Genomic DNA, 16,157 nt, shown 5'->3' on the forward strand with positions numbered 1-16,157 from the left:
CCGGCGCATCCACAGGCTCCGTAAGAATCGGCAAAGAATACGGGGACATCGTGGGTCTCATGGATCAGACGCTCACGCTCCCCGTGCCGGCCCGCCGCGCGCGACGCGGCTCCACGGCGGTGCGGCTGCGGCGCGGTGCGCTGGCGGTCAGGGCGGCGCTCGTCCTCGGCGTCGTCGGGGTGCTCGCGATGTGGTGGCTGAGCGTGCCCGTCGGGTTCGGCGCGACGCCCGCGAACGCCGCCACCTCGGTCGGCGAGCTGAGCGGGATGGCCGGCGCGTTCCTCGTCTGCGCCCAGGTGCTGCTGATCGCCCGCGTGCCGTGGTTCGAGCGGGCGGTCGGGCTCGACCGGCTCGTGTCGTGGCACCGGTCTCTCGGGGCGTCGGTGCTGTTCCTGGTGATCGCACATGTCGTCTTCATCGTCATCGGCGGCGAGCTCGCCGACCGCAACCCGCCGTGGACCGAGTTCGTCACGGTGCTGCAGACGTACCCCGACATGATCACGGCGCTCGTCGGCACGATCGCGTTCCTCGCCGTGGGACTGAGCAGCGCCCGGCTGGTCCGGCGGAGGCTGTCGTACGAGGTCTGGTACTGGCTGCACGTCACCACCTACGCTGCGATCTTCCTCACCTTCTTCCACCAGCTGAGCGGCGGCGCGCACTTCGTCTCCGACCCGGTGAACCGCGTCCTGTGGATCGCCCTGTACCTGGGCACCGCGGCGGCCGTGCTGACCTGGCGGTTCCTCCTCCCCGGCCTCGACGCCTGGCGCGGACGGATGCGCGTCGCCGCGGTCGTGCCCGAGGGCCACGGCATGACGAGCGTCTGGCTCACCGGGCCGCACGTCGAGCGGATGGACGTGCGGGCAGGCAACTTCCTCCTCTTCCGCTTCCTGCGCTGGGGGCACCTCGGCACCGCGCACCCGTACTCGGTCTCGGCGGTGCCGCGCGACGGCTCCCTGCGGATCACGGTGGGTGCGCTCGGGGACCACTCGGGGAGGCTGCCCCTGCTGCGGCCGGGCACGCTCGTGTTCGCCGAAGGGCCGTTCGGGCACTTCACCGCCGACACGGCGAGCCGTCCGCGCATCCTGCTCGTCGCGGGCGGTGCGGGGATCGGGCCGATCCGCGCCCTCGCCGAGGAGCTGGCGTCGCGCGGCGCCCAGCCCGTCGTCCTCTACCGCGTCAGCGGCCGCGAGCAGCTCGCCCTGCTGGGGGAGCTGCAGGCCATGCCGGGCGTCGCCGTCGTGCCGCTGGTCGGCCGCCGAGCCGACCTGGGCTTCGACCCGCTCGGTCCCGGCTCCCTCAGCCGCATCATCCCCGACCTCCACGACTGGGAGGCGTTCATCTGCGGCCCAGAGGGCATGGCCTCGCAGGTCGAGCGCTCGCTGCGGGAGCTGCGGATGCCGAAGCGCTACATCCACCGAGAAGAACTGAGCATGTCATGAACAACCGATCCTGGCGCGGAACCGTCCTCTTCACCGTGATCCTCGTGGTCATGGGAGCGACGGTCGGGCTGAAGCTGTACGGCGTGGGGCAGGAGGCGGTCAGCGCGCCGACGTCGATCACGTCGACCCCGGCGGCGGGCACGACGGGCGGTGCGACCGGCGGCTCGACCGGCGGCTCGACGCAGGCGGCGCCGTCGACCGGCTCCGGCTCGTCGACCTCGTCCGGCTCCGGCTCGGGCTCCGGGACGAGCTCCACCGGCACCAGGACCATCACCGGCTCGGCCGTGCAGACACGCTACGGCGCCGTGCAGGTGCAGCTCACGCTCTCGGGCGGCACGATCACGGCCGTCGACACCCTCCAGGCGCCCGACGGGAACGGTCGCGACATCGCCATCAACCAGGACGCGCTGCCCATCCTGCAGCAGGAGGTGCTCCAGTCGCAGTCCGCGGACATCGACACCGTCTCGGGCGCCACCTACACGTCCGAGGGCTACAAGCAGTCGGTCCAGTCGGCGCTCGACCAGCGGTGAGGCCGCCGGAACCCCCGACCTATACTGCGCAGATGGACGAGACCCGGCGGGTGCTCATCGCGGAGGACGACAGCCGTCTCGCCGCGATGCTCGCGTCGCTGCTGCGCTCCGAGGGCTTCGAGCCGGAGGTGGCCGCCGACGGGCAGCGGGCGCTGCACCGGGGGCTCACCGGCGATTTCGACGTGCTGGTCCTCGACCGCGGCCTTCCCGCGGTCGAGGGGCTGAGCGTGCTGCGCGGCCTCCGTGACAGCGGGGTGACGACGCCGGTCCTCGTGCTGTCAGCGCTCGGCACGGCGCCCGACCGCGTCGACGGGCTCAACGCGGGGGCCGAGGACTACCTGGCGAAGCCGTTCGACATCGACGAGCTCGTGGCGCGGGTGCGTGCGCTCACGCGCCGCGCCTCCGCCACCGTGCCGACGGTGCGTTTCCCCGGCGGCAGGCTCGACCCCGACAGCCGCACGGTCACGCTCGACGACGGGTCGAAGACGCTGCTCTCGGAGCGGGAGTCCGCGCTGCTGGAGCGGCTGGCCCGGCGGCCAGGACAGGTCTTCTCGCGTGCGGTCCTGCTGGACGAGGTGTTCGCGGACGCCGACGACCCGGGGGTGGTCGACACCTACGTGCACCACCTGCGCAAGAAGTTCGGGCGCGCGCTGATCGAGACCGTGCGCGGGCTGGGCTACCGGATGGGCGCGCTGCCGTGACGGGCGGTACGGCCGGCGATCCCCCCGACCGCGAGCTGCGCTCCGCCTCCCGCCGGCTCGCCACCCAGTTCGCGGTCATCATCCTCGGGCTGGTCGTCGCGCTCGGCGTCGTCGTGTACGTGGTCGTCGCGGCCGGTCAGGCCGAGGCCGCGCAACGGGTGCTCGCCGACGCGTCGATGGTGGACTCGCCACACGATGCGCCGCGCAACCTCCTCGTCACCGTGGTGACGCCCGACGGGGTGCAGAGCTCTCCCGGCCTGCCGGACGGGCTGCCCGACCGGCAGGCCATCGAGCAGGTCATGGAGCACGGCGGGACGCGGTCGAGCACTGTGGAGGCCGGCGGCGAGCGCTACCTCACCGAGACCGACGTGCGGCACGGCCGGGTGGTGCAGATCTCGTACGGGCTCGGCGAGCAGGAGGAGGAGCTCGAGCGCCTCCTCGTCGCCCTCGTCGCCTCCGGCGTCATCGCGACGGTCGCGGCGGCGGGCATCGGCCTGCTGCTGGCCCGGCGCGCCATCCGCCCGCTCGCGGACGCGCTCGCCCTGCAGCGCCGCTTCGTGGCGGACGCCGGGCACGAGCTGCGCACGCCCCTCACGCTGCTCAGCACCCGTGCCCAGCTGCTCCGCCGCCATGTCGCCGGCAGCGACACGGCCGGAGGGGACGAGGAGGTGCGCTCCGGGCTCGACGAGATCGTCGACGACAGCCGGGCGCTCACCGAGATCGTGCAGGATCTGCTGACGGTCGCCGACCCGCGGCAGACCGCCGAGGTCGAGGGCGTCGACCTGGCCGCGCTCGCCCAGGCGGTCGCCCGCTCGGCGGCGGGGAAGGCGGAGGAGCGCGGGCTGCGCATCCAAATCGACGGCGCGCGCGAGGCGGTCGTCACCGGCGCCCCGGTGTCACTGCGGCGCATGATCGTCGCCCTGGTCGACAACGCGCTGGACCACGCGGCGACCGACATCGCGCTGCGCCTGAGCGAGGAGCGCGACGAGGTCGTGCTGAGCGTCACCGACGACGGACCGGGCTTCTCCCCCGGCGTGGAGGCCACGGCCTTCGAGCGGTTCGCCTCGGTGCGCGACCCGCAACAGGCCGACGGTCGCGCGCGGCACTACGGTTTGGGCCTCGCGCTCGTGGCGGAGGTCGTCGCCCGCCACCAGGGAACCGTCTCGGCGGCCAACGCGGAGCCGGGCGGCGCCGTGGTCACGGTGCGGTTGCCTCGTCGTCGGTGAAGGGCTTCGGCCGCATGGGCGGCGCCTCCCCCGGCCCCGCCCGCGCCGCGCGCAACGCCGCCAGGATCGTCGCCAGGTCCACCACCTCCTGCAGCAGCGCCCCGACGACCGCCGGGATCAGCCCGAACGTCGCGATCACCATCAGCACGACCGACGCCGCGATGCCGAGCCAGATGCTCTGCAGGGCGATGGAGACGGTGCGACGGCCGATGACGACGGCGTCGGCGACGCGGGCGACGGCGTCCACCAGCAGCACCACGTCGGCGGACTCGCTCGCCGCGGTCGCGCCCTTGGCGCCCATCGCGACGCCGACGTCGGCGCTCGCCAGCACCGGCGCGTCGTTGACGCCGTCGCCCACCATGATGACGGGGCGCTCGGTGATGGAGGAGACGCGCTCCACCTTGTCGGCGGGCAGGCACTCGGCCTGGAAGCGGGTGATGCCGAGCTCGCCGGCCACGCTCGCGGCGGTCTCGGCGGCGTCGCCGGTCAGCAGCTCGATGTCGCCGATGCCCAGCTCCCGCAGCCGCCGGATCGTGCCGGGAGCGTCGGGACGCGGCGGGTCCCGCTCGATGATGGTGCCGCCGAAGGCGCCGTCCACCGCCACGTAGATCGCCAGCTCGCCGGCGGCGAACGGCTGACGCTCGACGTCGGGTGCGAACGAGCGCACGAAGCGGAACTTCCCGACGGCCACCTCGCGGCCGCCCACCCTGGCAACCACTCCGTCGGTCGCGCGCTCCTCGGCGTCGGTCACCGGCCGCAGGGCGAGCCCGCGCTCCGCGGCGGCGGCCACGACGGAGGCGGCGAGCACGTGCGACGAGTACTGCTCGGCGCTCGCGGTCAGCGCCAGCAGCTCGTCCGCCTCCATCCCCGCGGCCGGGCGCACCTCGCGCAGCACCGGGCGGCCGGTGGTGAGGGTCCCTGTCTTGTCGAAGACGGCCGTGCGGGCGGAGGCGAGCCCCTCGAACACGGTGCCGTTGCGGACGATGATGCCCGAGCGGGCCGCCCGGCTCATCCCGCCGATGAACGCCACCGGCGCCGCGATCAGCAGCGGGCACGGCGTGGCGAGCACGAGCACCTCGGCGAACCGCACCGGGTCTCCGCTCACGAACCAGGCCGTGCCGGCCAGCAGCAGCGAGAACACGGTGAACGGCACGGCGAACCGGTCGGCGAGCCGCACCACCTTCGCCTTGCTCTGCGACGCCTGCGCGACCAGTGCGACGATCTGCTGGTACTGGCTGTCCGCGGCGAGCGCGGTCGCCCGCACTCGCACCGCCTCCGTGCCGTTCAGGCTCCCGCTCAGCACGGTGTCGCCCGCGGCCTTCTCGACGGGGAGGCTCTCGCCCGTGATCGAGGAGACGTCGAAGGCGGCGTCCGCCGACACGAGCTCCGCGTCGACGGGGACCACCTCGGGGGGGCGGACCAGCAGGAGGTCGCCGACCCGCACCTCCTGGATCGGCACGTCGACGACCGTGTCGCCGTCGTAGCGGTGCGCCGAGCGCGGGTCCCTGGTGAGGAGGGCGTCGAGCTCGCGCCGCGCCCGCCGGTTCGCGTAGTCCTCCAGCGCCTCCCCGCCGCTCAGCATCAGCACGACGATGAGGGAGGCTGCGATCTCGCCCACGAGCACGGTCGCGACGATCGCGACGATCGCGAGCAGGTCGACGCCGACACGGCCGGCCCGCAGCTCCCGGACCATCCGGACCGTGTAGCCGAGCGCAACCGCGAGCGCGTACGCGCCGCCGATCCACGCCGCTGCTTCCCACTGGCCGGCCAGGGCGAGGATCGCGCAGACCAGTCCGACGACGACGGTCAGCGACACGACGCGGTAGCGGAGCACCAGGCGGGCGACGCGCATACGGCCTCCCCCCTCCGGCTGCGCGGACCCTCGCGAGGATAGTCGCCGGCGCGGCGCGGGGATAGACCGGCCCGGCGCTACCGTGGGTGCTACCGCCCGCCGCTATCGCCCGCCGACGTTCAGCCCGCCGAACGGGAGCGCGCGGAACGCGTCGATCGTCGCCAGGTTCTTCGCGAGGCGGCGACGCCGTCGCGCGTCGCGCAGCTCCGCCTTCAGCCGGAGGATCGTGTCATCCTCGCGGGCCACCGCCGCGCCGGGGAGCTCGATGTCAGACATGTCGGTTCCTTCCCTCACGCGCGGCGCCGGAAACGTGCCACGCTGACCAGTGGTCGTCGCCGACCCGCCCGTTTCGACATTCCGCCCAGGCCGTGTCGAGATCGCAGGCTCGGCTCCGACCTGGGGGTGACGCTCACGAGCGGGAGGGAGCAGCGGACATGCCGACGGACGACACGATCTTCGACGCGAACGTGCGCGCGGTGATCCCGCTGGTCACCGCCGCCCTCGTGTCGCGCTACGGCGACTTCGCCGACTGCGAGGACGCGGTGCAGGAGGCTCTGCTCGAGGCCGCGGTGACCTGGCCGCGCGAGGGGCGTCCGCGAGACGTGCGCGGCTGGCTGCTCACGGCCGCCCGCCGCCGTTACATCGACGTCGTGCGGTCGAATGTCGCCCGGCGGGCGCGCGAGGAGCGCGATGCGGCCCTCGAGGTGCGCGACACCGACGAACGCGACAGGGAGGTGCGCGACACCGACGACTCCCTCGGGCTGCTCGTGCTGTGCTGCCACCCGGCGCTGCAGCCTCCCGCGCAGGTCGCGCTGACCCTGCGAGCGGTGTGCGGGCTGAGCACCGCGCAGATCGCCGCCGCGTTCTATGTGGGCGAGGCGACCATGGCCCAGCGGATCACGCGGGGCAAGCGCGCCATCGACGCAGCGGGGAGGCGGTTCGGCCTTCCCGGAGCACGGGAGGTCGCGGAGCGGTCCCCCGCGGTACGCACCGCGCTCTACCTCATGTTCAACGAGGGGTACGCGCCGACCGACGGCGCCTCTGCGGTGCACGCCGAGCTGGTCGCCGAGGCGATCCGGCTCACCCGGCTGCTGCACACGGCTGCGCCCGGCGACGCGGAGACGACGGCGCTGCTGGCCCTCATGCTCCTGACCGACGCGCGCACCGGCGCCCGCGCCGACGACGACGGCGGGCTGATCGCGCTGCCCGTCCAGGACCGGAGCCGCTGGGACCGGGCCGAGCTCGCCGAGGGCCGCCGCCTGGCCGCCGCCGCCCTCGCTTCCGGCCCCGCGACGCCCCTGGTCATCCAGACCGCGATCGCCGCCGTGCATGCCGCGGCGGACGACGCCGACGCCACCGACTGGCGGCAGATCCTCGCCCTCTACGACGCGCTCGTCCGCGTCGACCCCGGCCCGGCGCCGCGGCTCGGGCGGGTTGTCGCCGTCGGCATGGTGAGCGGTCCGCTCGCCGGGCTGGCGGAGCTGGGCGAGCTGGAGGCGGACGAGCGGCTCGCGGGCAGCCACCGCCTCCCCTCGGTCAGAGCCGCGCTGCTGGAGCGTGCGGGCGCACTGGACGCCGCCCGCGACGCGTACGCCACGGCCCGCGACCGCACCACGAACGACGCGGAGCGCCGCTGGCTCTCCGCCCAGGTCGAGCGGCTGTCACCGCCCGACGGACCCACCCCCACCGCCTGAGAAGGCCCCACCGCAGGAGAAGGAGAACGACCATGACCGACACCACCAACCAGTACCTGCTGCTCTACCTGACGGCGCCCGACGGCGAGCCGTGGAGCGAGGCCGACGACGACATCGCGGACTGGCTCGCCGCCGGCGAGGCTGCGGGCGCGCTGATCTTCGGCGAACGCGTGAAGGAGATGGCGGACGCGCGCATGGTCGCGAAGCGCTCCGGGCAGGTCGCCGTGACCGACGGGCCCTTCGCGGAGTTCAAGGAGTGGTTCGCCGGCTTCGACCTGATCAACGCCGCCGACCTGGACGCCGCCGTGGAGATCGGCTCCCGGCACCCCTGCGCCCGCTACGGCAAGGTGCTCGTCCTGCCTCTGATGGACCCGGTCACCTCGAACGAACTGCTCGAGGCGACCATCCGGGCGCGCAGCGCGGCGGTTTAGGGCGCCGGGCGCAAGCCCGGCCCGGCCGCATCCTGATCCTGGATGCGGCCGGGCCGTCGCTCAGTTGAGCGGGCGGCGGCGCAGCATCAGCAGCGTCCCCACGGCGAGCGCTCCCAGGGCGAGGATGCCGACGCCCCACGCGATGGTCGAACCCGTCCGAGCCAGGCCGGTCGGGTCTGCCGGATCGCCCTGGCCGGCCGGATCGCCCGGCCCTGCCGCAGTGACCACGTCGTCGATGGTCGCCGTCGACGGGTCGGAGGACACGTCGCTCCCGGACGGGGTGCCGGAGAAGGCCGTCGCCGTGTTCGTCAGCGGCTTCCCGTCGAGGTCGGCCGCCACGACCGTGTACGGCGCGGAGCAGGTCGCGGTCTGCCCCGGCAGCAGCGTGCCGAGCGAGCAGTCGAGGACCGGAGCCGTGCCGCGGCCGGAGAACGCGCCCTCCTTCACGCCGACCTTCGTGGCCGTCGTGTTGCCGGTGTTCGTGACCGTGAAGCTGTAGGTCACGACCTGCCCGGCCGCGGCGAGCTGCTTCGTGTCGGAGGTCTTCAGCAGCGCCAGCGAGGGCTTCGACGGCTCCGGCACGGTGACCGACGACGACGGCGGCGCCAGCGGGTCGGTGCCGGCGGGCCCGACACCCGTCGCCGCGGCCGTGTTCGTGACCGAGGCGGCGTCGATGTCCGCCTGCGTCACCGTGTACACGGTCGAGCAGATCAGCTGCGCACCGGGCGCGAGCGGATCGGCCGACGCACAGACCGGAGCGTCGAGCGTTCCCGTGCCGGTGAAGTGGCCCTCCTGAACCGCCGGGTCGGTGACCGTGACGTTGCCGGTGTTCGTGATCACGAACGTGTAGGTGATCTGCTGCCCGGCGACGAAGTCCGCCGGGGCCGACGGCGACGCCGACTTCACCAGCGACAGGGCCGGCTTGCGCTCGATCGACACGGTCGCTGTGGACGGGTCGGAGGTCACCGTCGCGACGCCCGCTGTCGCCGTGGCGACGGCGGTGTTGGTCACCGTCCCCGCATCGACGTCGGCCTGCGTCACCCGGTAGGTGAGCTCGCACGAGCGGTCGGCGCCGGGAGCGAGCGGGGCGCTGCCGCAGCCGGGCACGGCGATCCCACCGGTTCCCGAGAACCCGGTCTCGGCGACGGCCAGCGCGGTCAGGGTCACGTTGCCCGTGTTGGTGACATGGAAGGTGTAGGTCACCGCATCACCGGCGGAGGCGGCCGAGCCGGGGTCCACGGTCTTCTCCAGCGTGAGGGCCGGGGTCTGAACGGCGGCGACGGTAACCGTGGACGGGTCGGAGACGACGCCCGCGCCTGTGGCGGTCCGGCCGGATGCGGTCGCCGTGTTGACGATGCTTCCGCGGTCGAGGTCCGCCTGCGTGGTCTCGTATCCGGCCGAGCAGGTCACGACGTCACCGGGGGCGATGTCACCCGTGGGGCAGTCGATCGCGCCCAGAGCGGCGGAGCCGGTGAAGTCGCCCTCCGTCACAGCCACGTCGCTGAGCGCGACGTTACCGATGTTCGTGACCGCGAACGAGAACGTGATCGCGGTGCCCACAGCCGTGAACGACGCGAGGTCCGCCGTCTTCTCGACCGAGATGCCTGGCGCCGCGTTGACCGTCACGGTGGCGGTCGACTTCGCCGAGGTCACGCCGGCGTCGTTCGGGTCGACGCCGGTGGCCTCCGCCGTGTTGACGATGCTGCCGGAGTTCATGTCGGCCTGGGTCACCGTGTAGGTCGCCGTGCAGTCGACCTCCTGCCCGGGGACGAGCGTGGTGGTCGGACAGGTCGTCACGGGCGTCCCACCCGTGCCCGAGAACGCCGTCTCGGAAGCGGCCACGTCGTGGACGGTGACGTTGCCGGTGTTGCGGATCGCGAAGGTGTACGTGATCGTTTCACCGGTCGCATTCACGTAGGCGGTGCCGGCCGTCTTGGTGAGCGTCAGCTTCGAGACCGCCTCCTGCGGCGTGGTGGCCGTCGAGTCTTCCGCCGTGACCGGGCCGGTCGACGCGTTTCCCGTGGCGTTCGCGGTGTTCGACAGCGAACCGGAGTCGACGTCCGCCTGGGTCAGCGTGTACGTCGACGTGCAGGTGAACTGTGCGGCCGGATCGAGGGCGGTCGCCGGGCACGAGATCGCCGACGGGATGCCCGTTCCCGTGAACGTCTTCTCGTTCACCGCAATGCCGGTCACCGGGATGTTGCCCGTGTTCGACACGACGTAGCTGTACGTGATCAGCTGCCCCGCGTTGTAGGCCGCCGAGGAGGACGGCGTCGCGGACTTCACGATCGCCAAGCCCGCGACCTGGTTCACCGTGACGGTGGCAGTGGAGTCGGCCGAGGCGACCGTGACGCCGGCCGGGGTCTTGGCGCTCGCCGCCGCCGTATTCACGACGGAGCCGGCGGTCAGGTCGGCCTGCGTGATCGGATACGACGCCGTGCAGTCGATGGAGGCGCCGGGTGCCAGCGCGTCCGGCGGGCAGGTGATCGAGGACAGAGCGCCGGAGCCGCTGAAGGACTTCTCGGTGATGCCCAGGGTCTTCAGGGTCAGGTTGCCCGTGTTCGTCGCGGTGAAGGTGTAGGTCACGACGTCACCGACCGAGTCCACCGTGTCGGGGGTGGCCGACTTGGTGAGGCCGAGGGCGCCGTTCTGCGTGGCCGTCACGGTGACGACCCCGCTGCTGTTGCTCAGGCCGGGACCGCTCGGCGGGTCCGCCGTCGCCGTCGCCTGGTCCGAGATGCGCCCGTGGTCGAGGTCCGCCTGCGTCGTCACGTACCGGGCCGTGAACGTGGCGGACTGCCCGGGCACGAGGGTCGTCACGGCGCCGGAGCAGGTGGCTGCCGGGCTGCTCAGCGCCGAACACGTCGCCGCCGGGGCGATGCTCGAGGGTGCTGCGTCGGTGAGCGCGTCGGCGACCCGAACGTTCGCCAGCGTGACGGCCGTGTTGTTGGTGACCGTGAAGGTGTAAGTGATCGCCTGGCCGACGGCGTCGACCGTCGTGCGGTCGGCGGTCTTCGTGACGGCGGGCTGGGCGCTCTGCGCCTGCAGATCGGTCACGGAGGACTCGGCCCCGGTGCCGACCAGGGCGTCGCCCGCCGTCGCGTTGGTGCCGACGGTGTTCTTGGCGACCTGTCCGGCGACGACCACCGGGGTGGACACCGTGTAGGTGGCGGCGAAGACGGTGCCGACGGTGACGCGACCGGCATAGGAGAACTTCAGCGCCGTGGTCTTCGACAGCGGCGACGGGGCGGTGGCGGACCAGTCGTCGACGCAGCCGGGGTTCGTCGCGAGGACCTCAGGCCGGCAGGGGTTGACGGCCTGCGAGTATGCCACCGAGAGGCCGGACGGCAGCGTGCCCACACCGGTCAGCGTGACCGGGAACTGCGAGCCGCGCGCCGTGGTCTGGGAGGCCAGCGTGTCACCGACCCGCGGGAGCAGGTCGTACATGACCGGGTTGTCGAGCGTCGCCTCGCCGCTGTTCTTGAACGACACCGTATAGGTGGCGGCGCCTCCGGCGTTGCTGACGTGCCCCGGGTTGCCGATTCCGACCGGGGACGGGTCGAGGTTGCCCTGCACGGTCTTGTCGACGGTGAAGCCGGCCCGGATGGGAGCGATCTTCAGCGGAGCGGACTCGCCGCAGTAGTTCCCGGCGGTCGGGGCGCCGTTCGCGCGCAGGTCGGTGCTGGACCACGGGTTGAGCGGTGCGGCCGAGATGCTCGCCGTCCGCGCGTTGTTCAGGTAGCACTGCGTGATCGGAGCGCCATAACCGATGGTGACGTCGCTCTGATAGGTGCCCGCGCAGCCCGCCTCGAGAGTGAGGCTGACGAAGGACGCCGACGTGATCCGGTACAGACCGCCGAGCGTCGCCGTGCCGGCGGGGATGACGTACCGCACGAGGGTGCGGCCCGTCCCGTTGTGGTCCTGGGTGAGCGTTGGGGCGATCGCGGGGGTCGTGGACGGCCGGACGCCCTGGCTGAGCGGGTTGAGCGCGTTCAGCGTGAACGTCGTCGTCGGGGCGTTCACCGCCGTCGCACCGACCGGGGCCAGGTAGTCGATGTAGATGGCCTGCGACGGCGCGGTCGGGATCTCGATCCGGCTGCCGCTGTAGGTGTTCGTTCCGGTGAGCGTGACGTTCGCGGCGCAGGTGGTCCCGACCTGAGTGGTGTTGAGCGCCGGGAAGACGAGGGCGCCGTTGCCGGCCGGACGCGCCGTCACGAGTTCCACGCGCGACGCGGTCTGCGTCGCGACGAGCGGGGTCGACGAGCCGACGGCGTACGGCGTCGAGCTCACCGTGTTCTTGATCTCCGAGGGCGTCTGCGCAGACGGCGACGCGTAGCCGAACAGCCGGAGGGTGATGTTCGCCGCCGAGTTGGAGCCCTCTCCGGCGAAGGCCGGGATGTTCACTTGCGCCACGGCCGGTGTGGTCGGGATCACCCACCCCTTGCCGGTCGTGTACGGCACCGTGCCGGTCGAACCGTCGGTGTAGACCAGCGTGATCGCGTCGGCGGCCGTGACCGGGAAGTTGAAGGGCGTCAGAAGGGTCGGGATGTAGGCCGGGGCCGTGCAGTACGTGCCGACGGCGTTGGAGGAGTACACACCTCCGGAGAGGTTGGTCAGACACGGCATCGGGTCCTTGATGTCGAACATGACGCCGCCGTTCGTCGGACCACCGACGCTGCCCGCGAGGATGTCGAAGTAGGTCGACTGGCCCGTGCCGTCCCAGTCGCCGGGGTAGGTGTATGGCGGGGTGGAGCCGTCGGTGAATTTGTACTGCCCGAGGTTCCCGAGCGTGCTCGTGGCGACGTTCTTGCCGACCACGGTCGCCGCGGCGATCACGGTCGAGCACTGCGACGGGTTCGTGGCCGAGCCGGGGACACCGTCCAGGTAGGTCCACGTCGACGTCGACGTGATGCAGACCTTGCTGCCGACGGCGTCCGGCACGCCGTTGGTGGCCGCGTTCCCGGTCACGACGAAGACGATCCGGCTGGTGACGCCGCAGGAGGCTCCCGTCGGGTCCGAGTACCGGATCACGCGGGTGGCGGGGTCGTACACCACCGTGCCGGGGAGGTTCGACGAGCTCAGCGAGTACGTCTGGTAGTCGAAGCCGGCCGGAAGGGTGGCCGCGAGCTCGATGGTGGACGTGCCGAGGTCTCCCTGCGGTGCGGTGGTGTTCGCGGCGCAGTTGAACACCATCGTGTAGTTGAACGGGTTGCCCTGGATGACCTGGCCGGGGATCTGGATGGACTGCGTGATGTTGTGGGCGGCGGCCGCGGTCAACGTGACGGGCGCGGAGGTCGCGGACGCGGAGTTGGTGCTCGAGAGCGTGGCTGCGATCGACGCCGACGCGTTGTTCAGCGTCTGGAAGTCGGGCGGGGTCACCGTGAAGGTGCAGGTGGCCGTACCGGTGCTGAGGGTGCCGAGACTGAACGACACCCGGCCGGCCACCGACTTGTTCACCGCCGGACAGGTGCCCGTCTTGACCCACGAGGAGAAGTCCGTGTTCGTGCCGTTGCCGGTGACGGTCGTCGTCGGGATCGTGGCGACGGAGTCGGCGCAGCTTCCGGCGGCGTTGCTGCACGAGTACGTCAGCGTGTAGGTGACGGCCACTCCGCTGTTGACGGTCGGCGTCGTCGGCGACGTCTGGGTGACCGAGACGGTCATGTCGGCCGCCAGCGCGGGCGTCGGCGACGCGACCGCCACGAGCGCCACGGCCAGCGCGGCGACGAACCCCGCGACCCCGAGCCGCCGGCCGAGCGCACGGATCGAGAACCCCTCTCGGTCGTCTCGATGCCGCTTCTTCCGACCGCCTACGCCTTCGGCCACGTCCTGCCCCTCCACTCCCGGTGACGCGGCGGTCGTGGCCATACCACGCCCCCGCTCAGCGAAACGCTATCGACGGGAGGATGACGGCCGTCCGGTTTTCACCCCGCGCTCACCCTGGCCGCACCACCCCCTTTCGGGGCACGGCTCAGTCGTGCTCGGGGAGCAGGTGCCGCTCGCGGGCGACGGCGACGGCGTCCTCGCGATTGGAGACGCCGAGCTTGCGGTAGACGCTGCGCAGCTGCGTCTTGACCGTGTTCACCGACACCACCTGCACCGCCGCGATCTCGGACACCGAGCCCGTGCGCACCAGCCCCCTCAGCACCGCCAGTTCGCGATCGCTGAGCAGCGCCTCCGGCTCGACGTCGCGCAGCAGGAACCGGTCGGGGAGGTCCGCGGTCACCCGCGTGTACCCCTGCGCCGCGAGCGTCCCCGCAACCCGGTCGACGTCGGCGGGTGGCAGCAGCGCGAGCGGCAACCGCAGTTGGGTGCGCTCGAGCAGGGCGCCCAGCCGCTGGATCACCCCGTCCCGGCGCGGGGTGGGCGAGATGCGCAGGAGCACGGCCGACTCGATGGCCGCTGCTTCGGCGGCGTCGCGCAGCGAGAGGTGCTCGCTCCTCAGCGTCCGCAGCTCGTCCAGGGCGGTGCCGGTCTGCCCGAGGGCCAGGGCGACGCGGGCGCGCTGGATCTGCGCCCCGGGCCCGGGCGGGATGTCGCGCTGGGCCACGGCGAGCGCGGCGTCCGGGTCGCCGAGGGCGAGCAGCAGCAGCGACCGCGTGCGCGCCAGGTCGGAGCGCGCCCGGGTCGAGCGCCCCTCGGCGGCGCGGAAGTCCGCGAACTCGTCGAGGGTCGCCAGACCCGCGGCCGGGTCGCCATCGACGAGCTCGATCGCTGCGGCGACGCGGGCGATCGTCGTCCAGTGCTCGTTGGCGTGCCGGCCGGAGGTCATGGCGAGCAGCGAATCAAGCTCGGCACGCGCTGTCGCCGCGTCGAAGCCTTCGAGAGCGGCGACCGCCTCCGCGACCCGGTAGAGGGTGCCCGAGTAGCCGTTGCGCTGCTGGTCGGTCCACGGGCCCGTCCGCGCGTACGCGAGGTGCTCGCGGGCGTGCGGGAGGTCGCCGCGCAGGGCCAGGACGCCGGCGAGCAGGGCGAGCGCGCCCATTCCGTTGGAGGGTGGCGTCGGCGACGCCTCCGCCAACCCGCGTGCCGCCGCCTCCATCGCCGTCTCGGGATCGCCCGCGTACAGCAGCGAGACGCCGAGGACGGCGTAGATGCGCGGGAGGTCGCTGATCGAGCCGCTGTCCTCGTCGCTCAGCGCTTCCAGGTGGCCCAGCGCGGCGTGGGCGGCCGCCGCCGAGGACGCGGTGCGCCCGAGCAGGCGGAAGGCGGCGGACTCGCTGGTGCGGATGAGGACGCGGTCGACCGGATCGAGGCTCGTGTTCCGCATCGAGCGCGCGCTGCGGACCGCCATGAGGAAGTAGCGCAGCGCCCGGATGCGATGGAAGCGCAGCTTGTTGTACGCGATCCCGAGCTCCATCGCGAGGAGCGGGTTGGCCCGCAGCACGCCGGCCGGCGCCTTCTCGAGCACCGCGCGTGTGAGCTCGCTGTCGGCGGCGGCCAGCTCGAACCAACCGGCACGGACCACGGCCGTCGCCGCCGCCCAGTCCCGGCCGTCGACGGCGGCCCGGAGGGCGTCGAGGTGCACGCTGCCGCCGCCCTCGACGAGCCCATCGGCCGGTGCCGGCTCGGTCGCGTCGGTCACCGCCGCTGCGGTCCGAAGCGGTGCAGGGCGTCGGCGGCGAGACCCGCGAGAGCCGACGCGGCCAGCTGCCCGACCAGGCGACCGGCGAGAACGGCTGCGAGGAAGAGCGGGAGGCCCCGGTTGACCGGCGAGAACACCGGCAGCGAGACGATGAACAGGACCAGCGCCGAGACGGCTGCGGCGATGGTGAACACCCACCGGTCGCGATCGGCGAGCCACGGCGCCCGGGCGAGAGCCCACGCGACCGCGTCGTAGGCCGCGCCGCCGGCGACGAACGGGACGACGATCAGCAGCCCGATCGGGCTGATCGGCGCCGAGAGCACGCCCGCCAGGCAGCCGGCCGCCGTGGCCGCCCACGGCAGCCCGAGCAGGCGCCGGGCGAGGAACGGGAGGAAGCTGTAGCCTCCCGCGACCACCGCGTACAGCGGAGCCGAGAACGCCGCGGCGGCGGCACTGAACGGAGAGAAGGCCAGCACGATCAGCGCGCTTCCTGCGCCCGCCGCCACGAGCGTGAACAGCACCCGGAGGAGCGGCAGGCGCCGGTCCCCGGCCGTGGCGGACTGGTGCAGAGTCATGGCGATACCCCTAGTGCGAGCGGTCAGGTGTTGCAGACGGTCAGGAGGTGCGAGCGGTCGGGCCGCGCGCGCGTTCGGGTGATTCACATCTTGGCACGCATGAGAAAACGGAAGCAATGACGCCCCT

The 16,157-nt window shown here is 72.8% G+C and carries 11 protein-coding genes; 6 read left to right on the forward strand and 5 right to left on the reverse strand.

Annotated elements, in window-relative coordinates; all coding sequences use genetic code 11:
- The first annotated feature begins 59 nt into the window (after positions 1–59).
- The 4 genes from P5G50_RS00120 to P5G50_RS00135 are packed head-to-tail and all read left to right on the forward strand — an operon-like array spanning position 60 to position 3,896.
- Entirely contained in the window at positions 60–1,439 is a 1,380-nt protein-coding gene (locus P5G50_RS00120) for a ferredoxin reductase family protein (RefSeq protein ID WP_301209658.1), read from the forward strand.
- Positions 1,436–1,969, forward strand: coding sequence for an FMN-binding protein (locus P5G50_RS00125; RefSeq protein ID WP_301209659.1), 534 nt, complete (start codon positions 1,436–1,438; stop codon positions 1,967–1,969). Before P5G50_RS00120 ends, P5G50_RS00125 begins: the two co-directional genes overlap by 4 nt.
- Positions 1,970–2,001: 32 nt before the next feature.
- Complete coding sequence (locus P5G50_RS00130) at positions 2,002–2,670, forward strand: response regulator transcription factor (protein WP_301209660.1); 669 nt, start codon at positions 2,002–2,004, stop codon at positions 2,668–2,670.
- Positions 2,667–3,896 carry a sensor histidine kinase gene (locus P5G50_RS00135; RefSeq protein ID WP_301209661.1) on the forward strand — a complete coding sequence of 410 codons (1,230 nt, stop codon included), beginning with the start codon at positions 2,667–2,669 and terminating at the stop codon, positions 3,894–3,896. Before P5G50_RS00130 ends, P5G50_RS00135 begins: the two co-directional genes overlap by 4 nt.
- On the opposite strand, the gene P5G50_RS00140 is transcribed toward P5G50_RS00135, so the two are convergent.
- Entirely contained in the window at positions 3,868–5,748 is a 1,881-nt protein-coding gene (locus P5G50_RS00140) for a heavy metal translocating P-type ATPase (protein ID WP_301209662.1), read from the reverse strand. The two genes, P5G50_RS00135 and P5G50_RS00140, sit on opposite strands and share 29 nt — an antisense overlap.
- Before the next feature lie 102 nt (positions 5,749–5,850).
- Positions 5,851–6,024 carry a hypothetical protein gene (locus P5G50_RS00145; protein WP_301209663.1) on the reverse strand — a complete coding sequence of 58 codons (174 nt, stop codon included), beginning with the start codon at positions 6,022–6,024 and terminating at the stop codon, positions 5,851–5,853.
- A 158-nt stretch (positions 6,025–6,182) separates the two neighbouring features.
- On the opposite strand from P5G50_RS00145, the gene P5G50_RS00150 reads away from it, so the two are divergent.
- Both P5G50_RS00150 and P5G50_RS00155 read left to right on the forward strand, forming a co-directional pair.
- The gene (locus tag P5G50_RS00150; protein ID WP_301209664.1) at positions 6,183–7,442 is read left to right on the forward strand and encodes an RNA polymerase sigma factor; all 1,260 of its coding nucleotides are present in this window, start codon (positions 6,183–6,185) and stop codon (positions 7,440–7,442) included.
- 32 nt (positions 7,443–7,474) lie between these two features.
- Positions 7,475–7,873, forward strand: coding sequence for a YciI family protein (locus P5G50_RS00155; protein WP_301209665.1), 399 nt, complete (start codon positions 7,475–7,477; stop codon positions 7,871–7,873).
- Between the two features lie 60 nt (positions 7,874–7,933).
- On the opposite strand, the gene P5G50_RS00160 is transcribed toward P5G50_RS00155, so the two are convergent.
- The 3 genes from P5G50_RS00160 to P5G50_RS00170 all read right to left on the reverse strand — a co-directional run bounded on the left by P5G50_RS00160 (position 7,934) and on the right by P5G50_RS00170 (position 16,030).
- Complete coding sequence (locus tag P5G50_RS00160; protein ID WP_301209666.1) at positions 7,934–13,696, reverse strand: DUF7507 domain-containing protein; 5,763 nt, start codon at positions 13,694–13,696, stop codon at positions 7,934–7,936.
- Positions 13,697–13,841: 145 nt separating this feature from the next.
- Positions 13,842–15,455 (reverse strand): helix-turn-helix domain-containing protein, encoded by a 1,614-nt coding sequence (locus P5G50_RS00165; RefSeq protein ID WP_301209667.1) that lies wholly within the window; start codon positions 15,453–15,455, stop codon positions 13,842–13,844.
- Complete coding sequence (locus P5G50_RS00170; protein ID WP_301209668.1) at positions 15,452–16,030, reverse strand: hypothetical protein; 579 nt, start codon at positions 16,028–16,030, stop codon at positions 15,452–15,454. The genes P5G50_RS00165 and P5G50_RS00170 overlap by 4 nt, the downstream gene beginning before the upstream one ends.
- Positions 16,031–16,157 lie beyond the last annotated feature (127 nt).

It is taken from the genome of Leifsonia williamsii (assembly GCF_030433685.1).
GTDB classification, from domain to species: Bacteria; Actinomycetota; Actinomycetes; order Actinomycetales; family Microbacteriaceae; genus Leifsonia; species Leifsonia williamsii.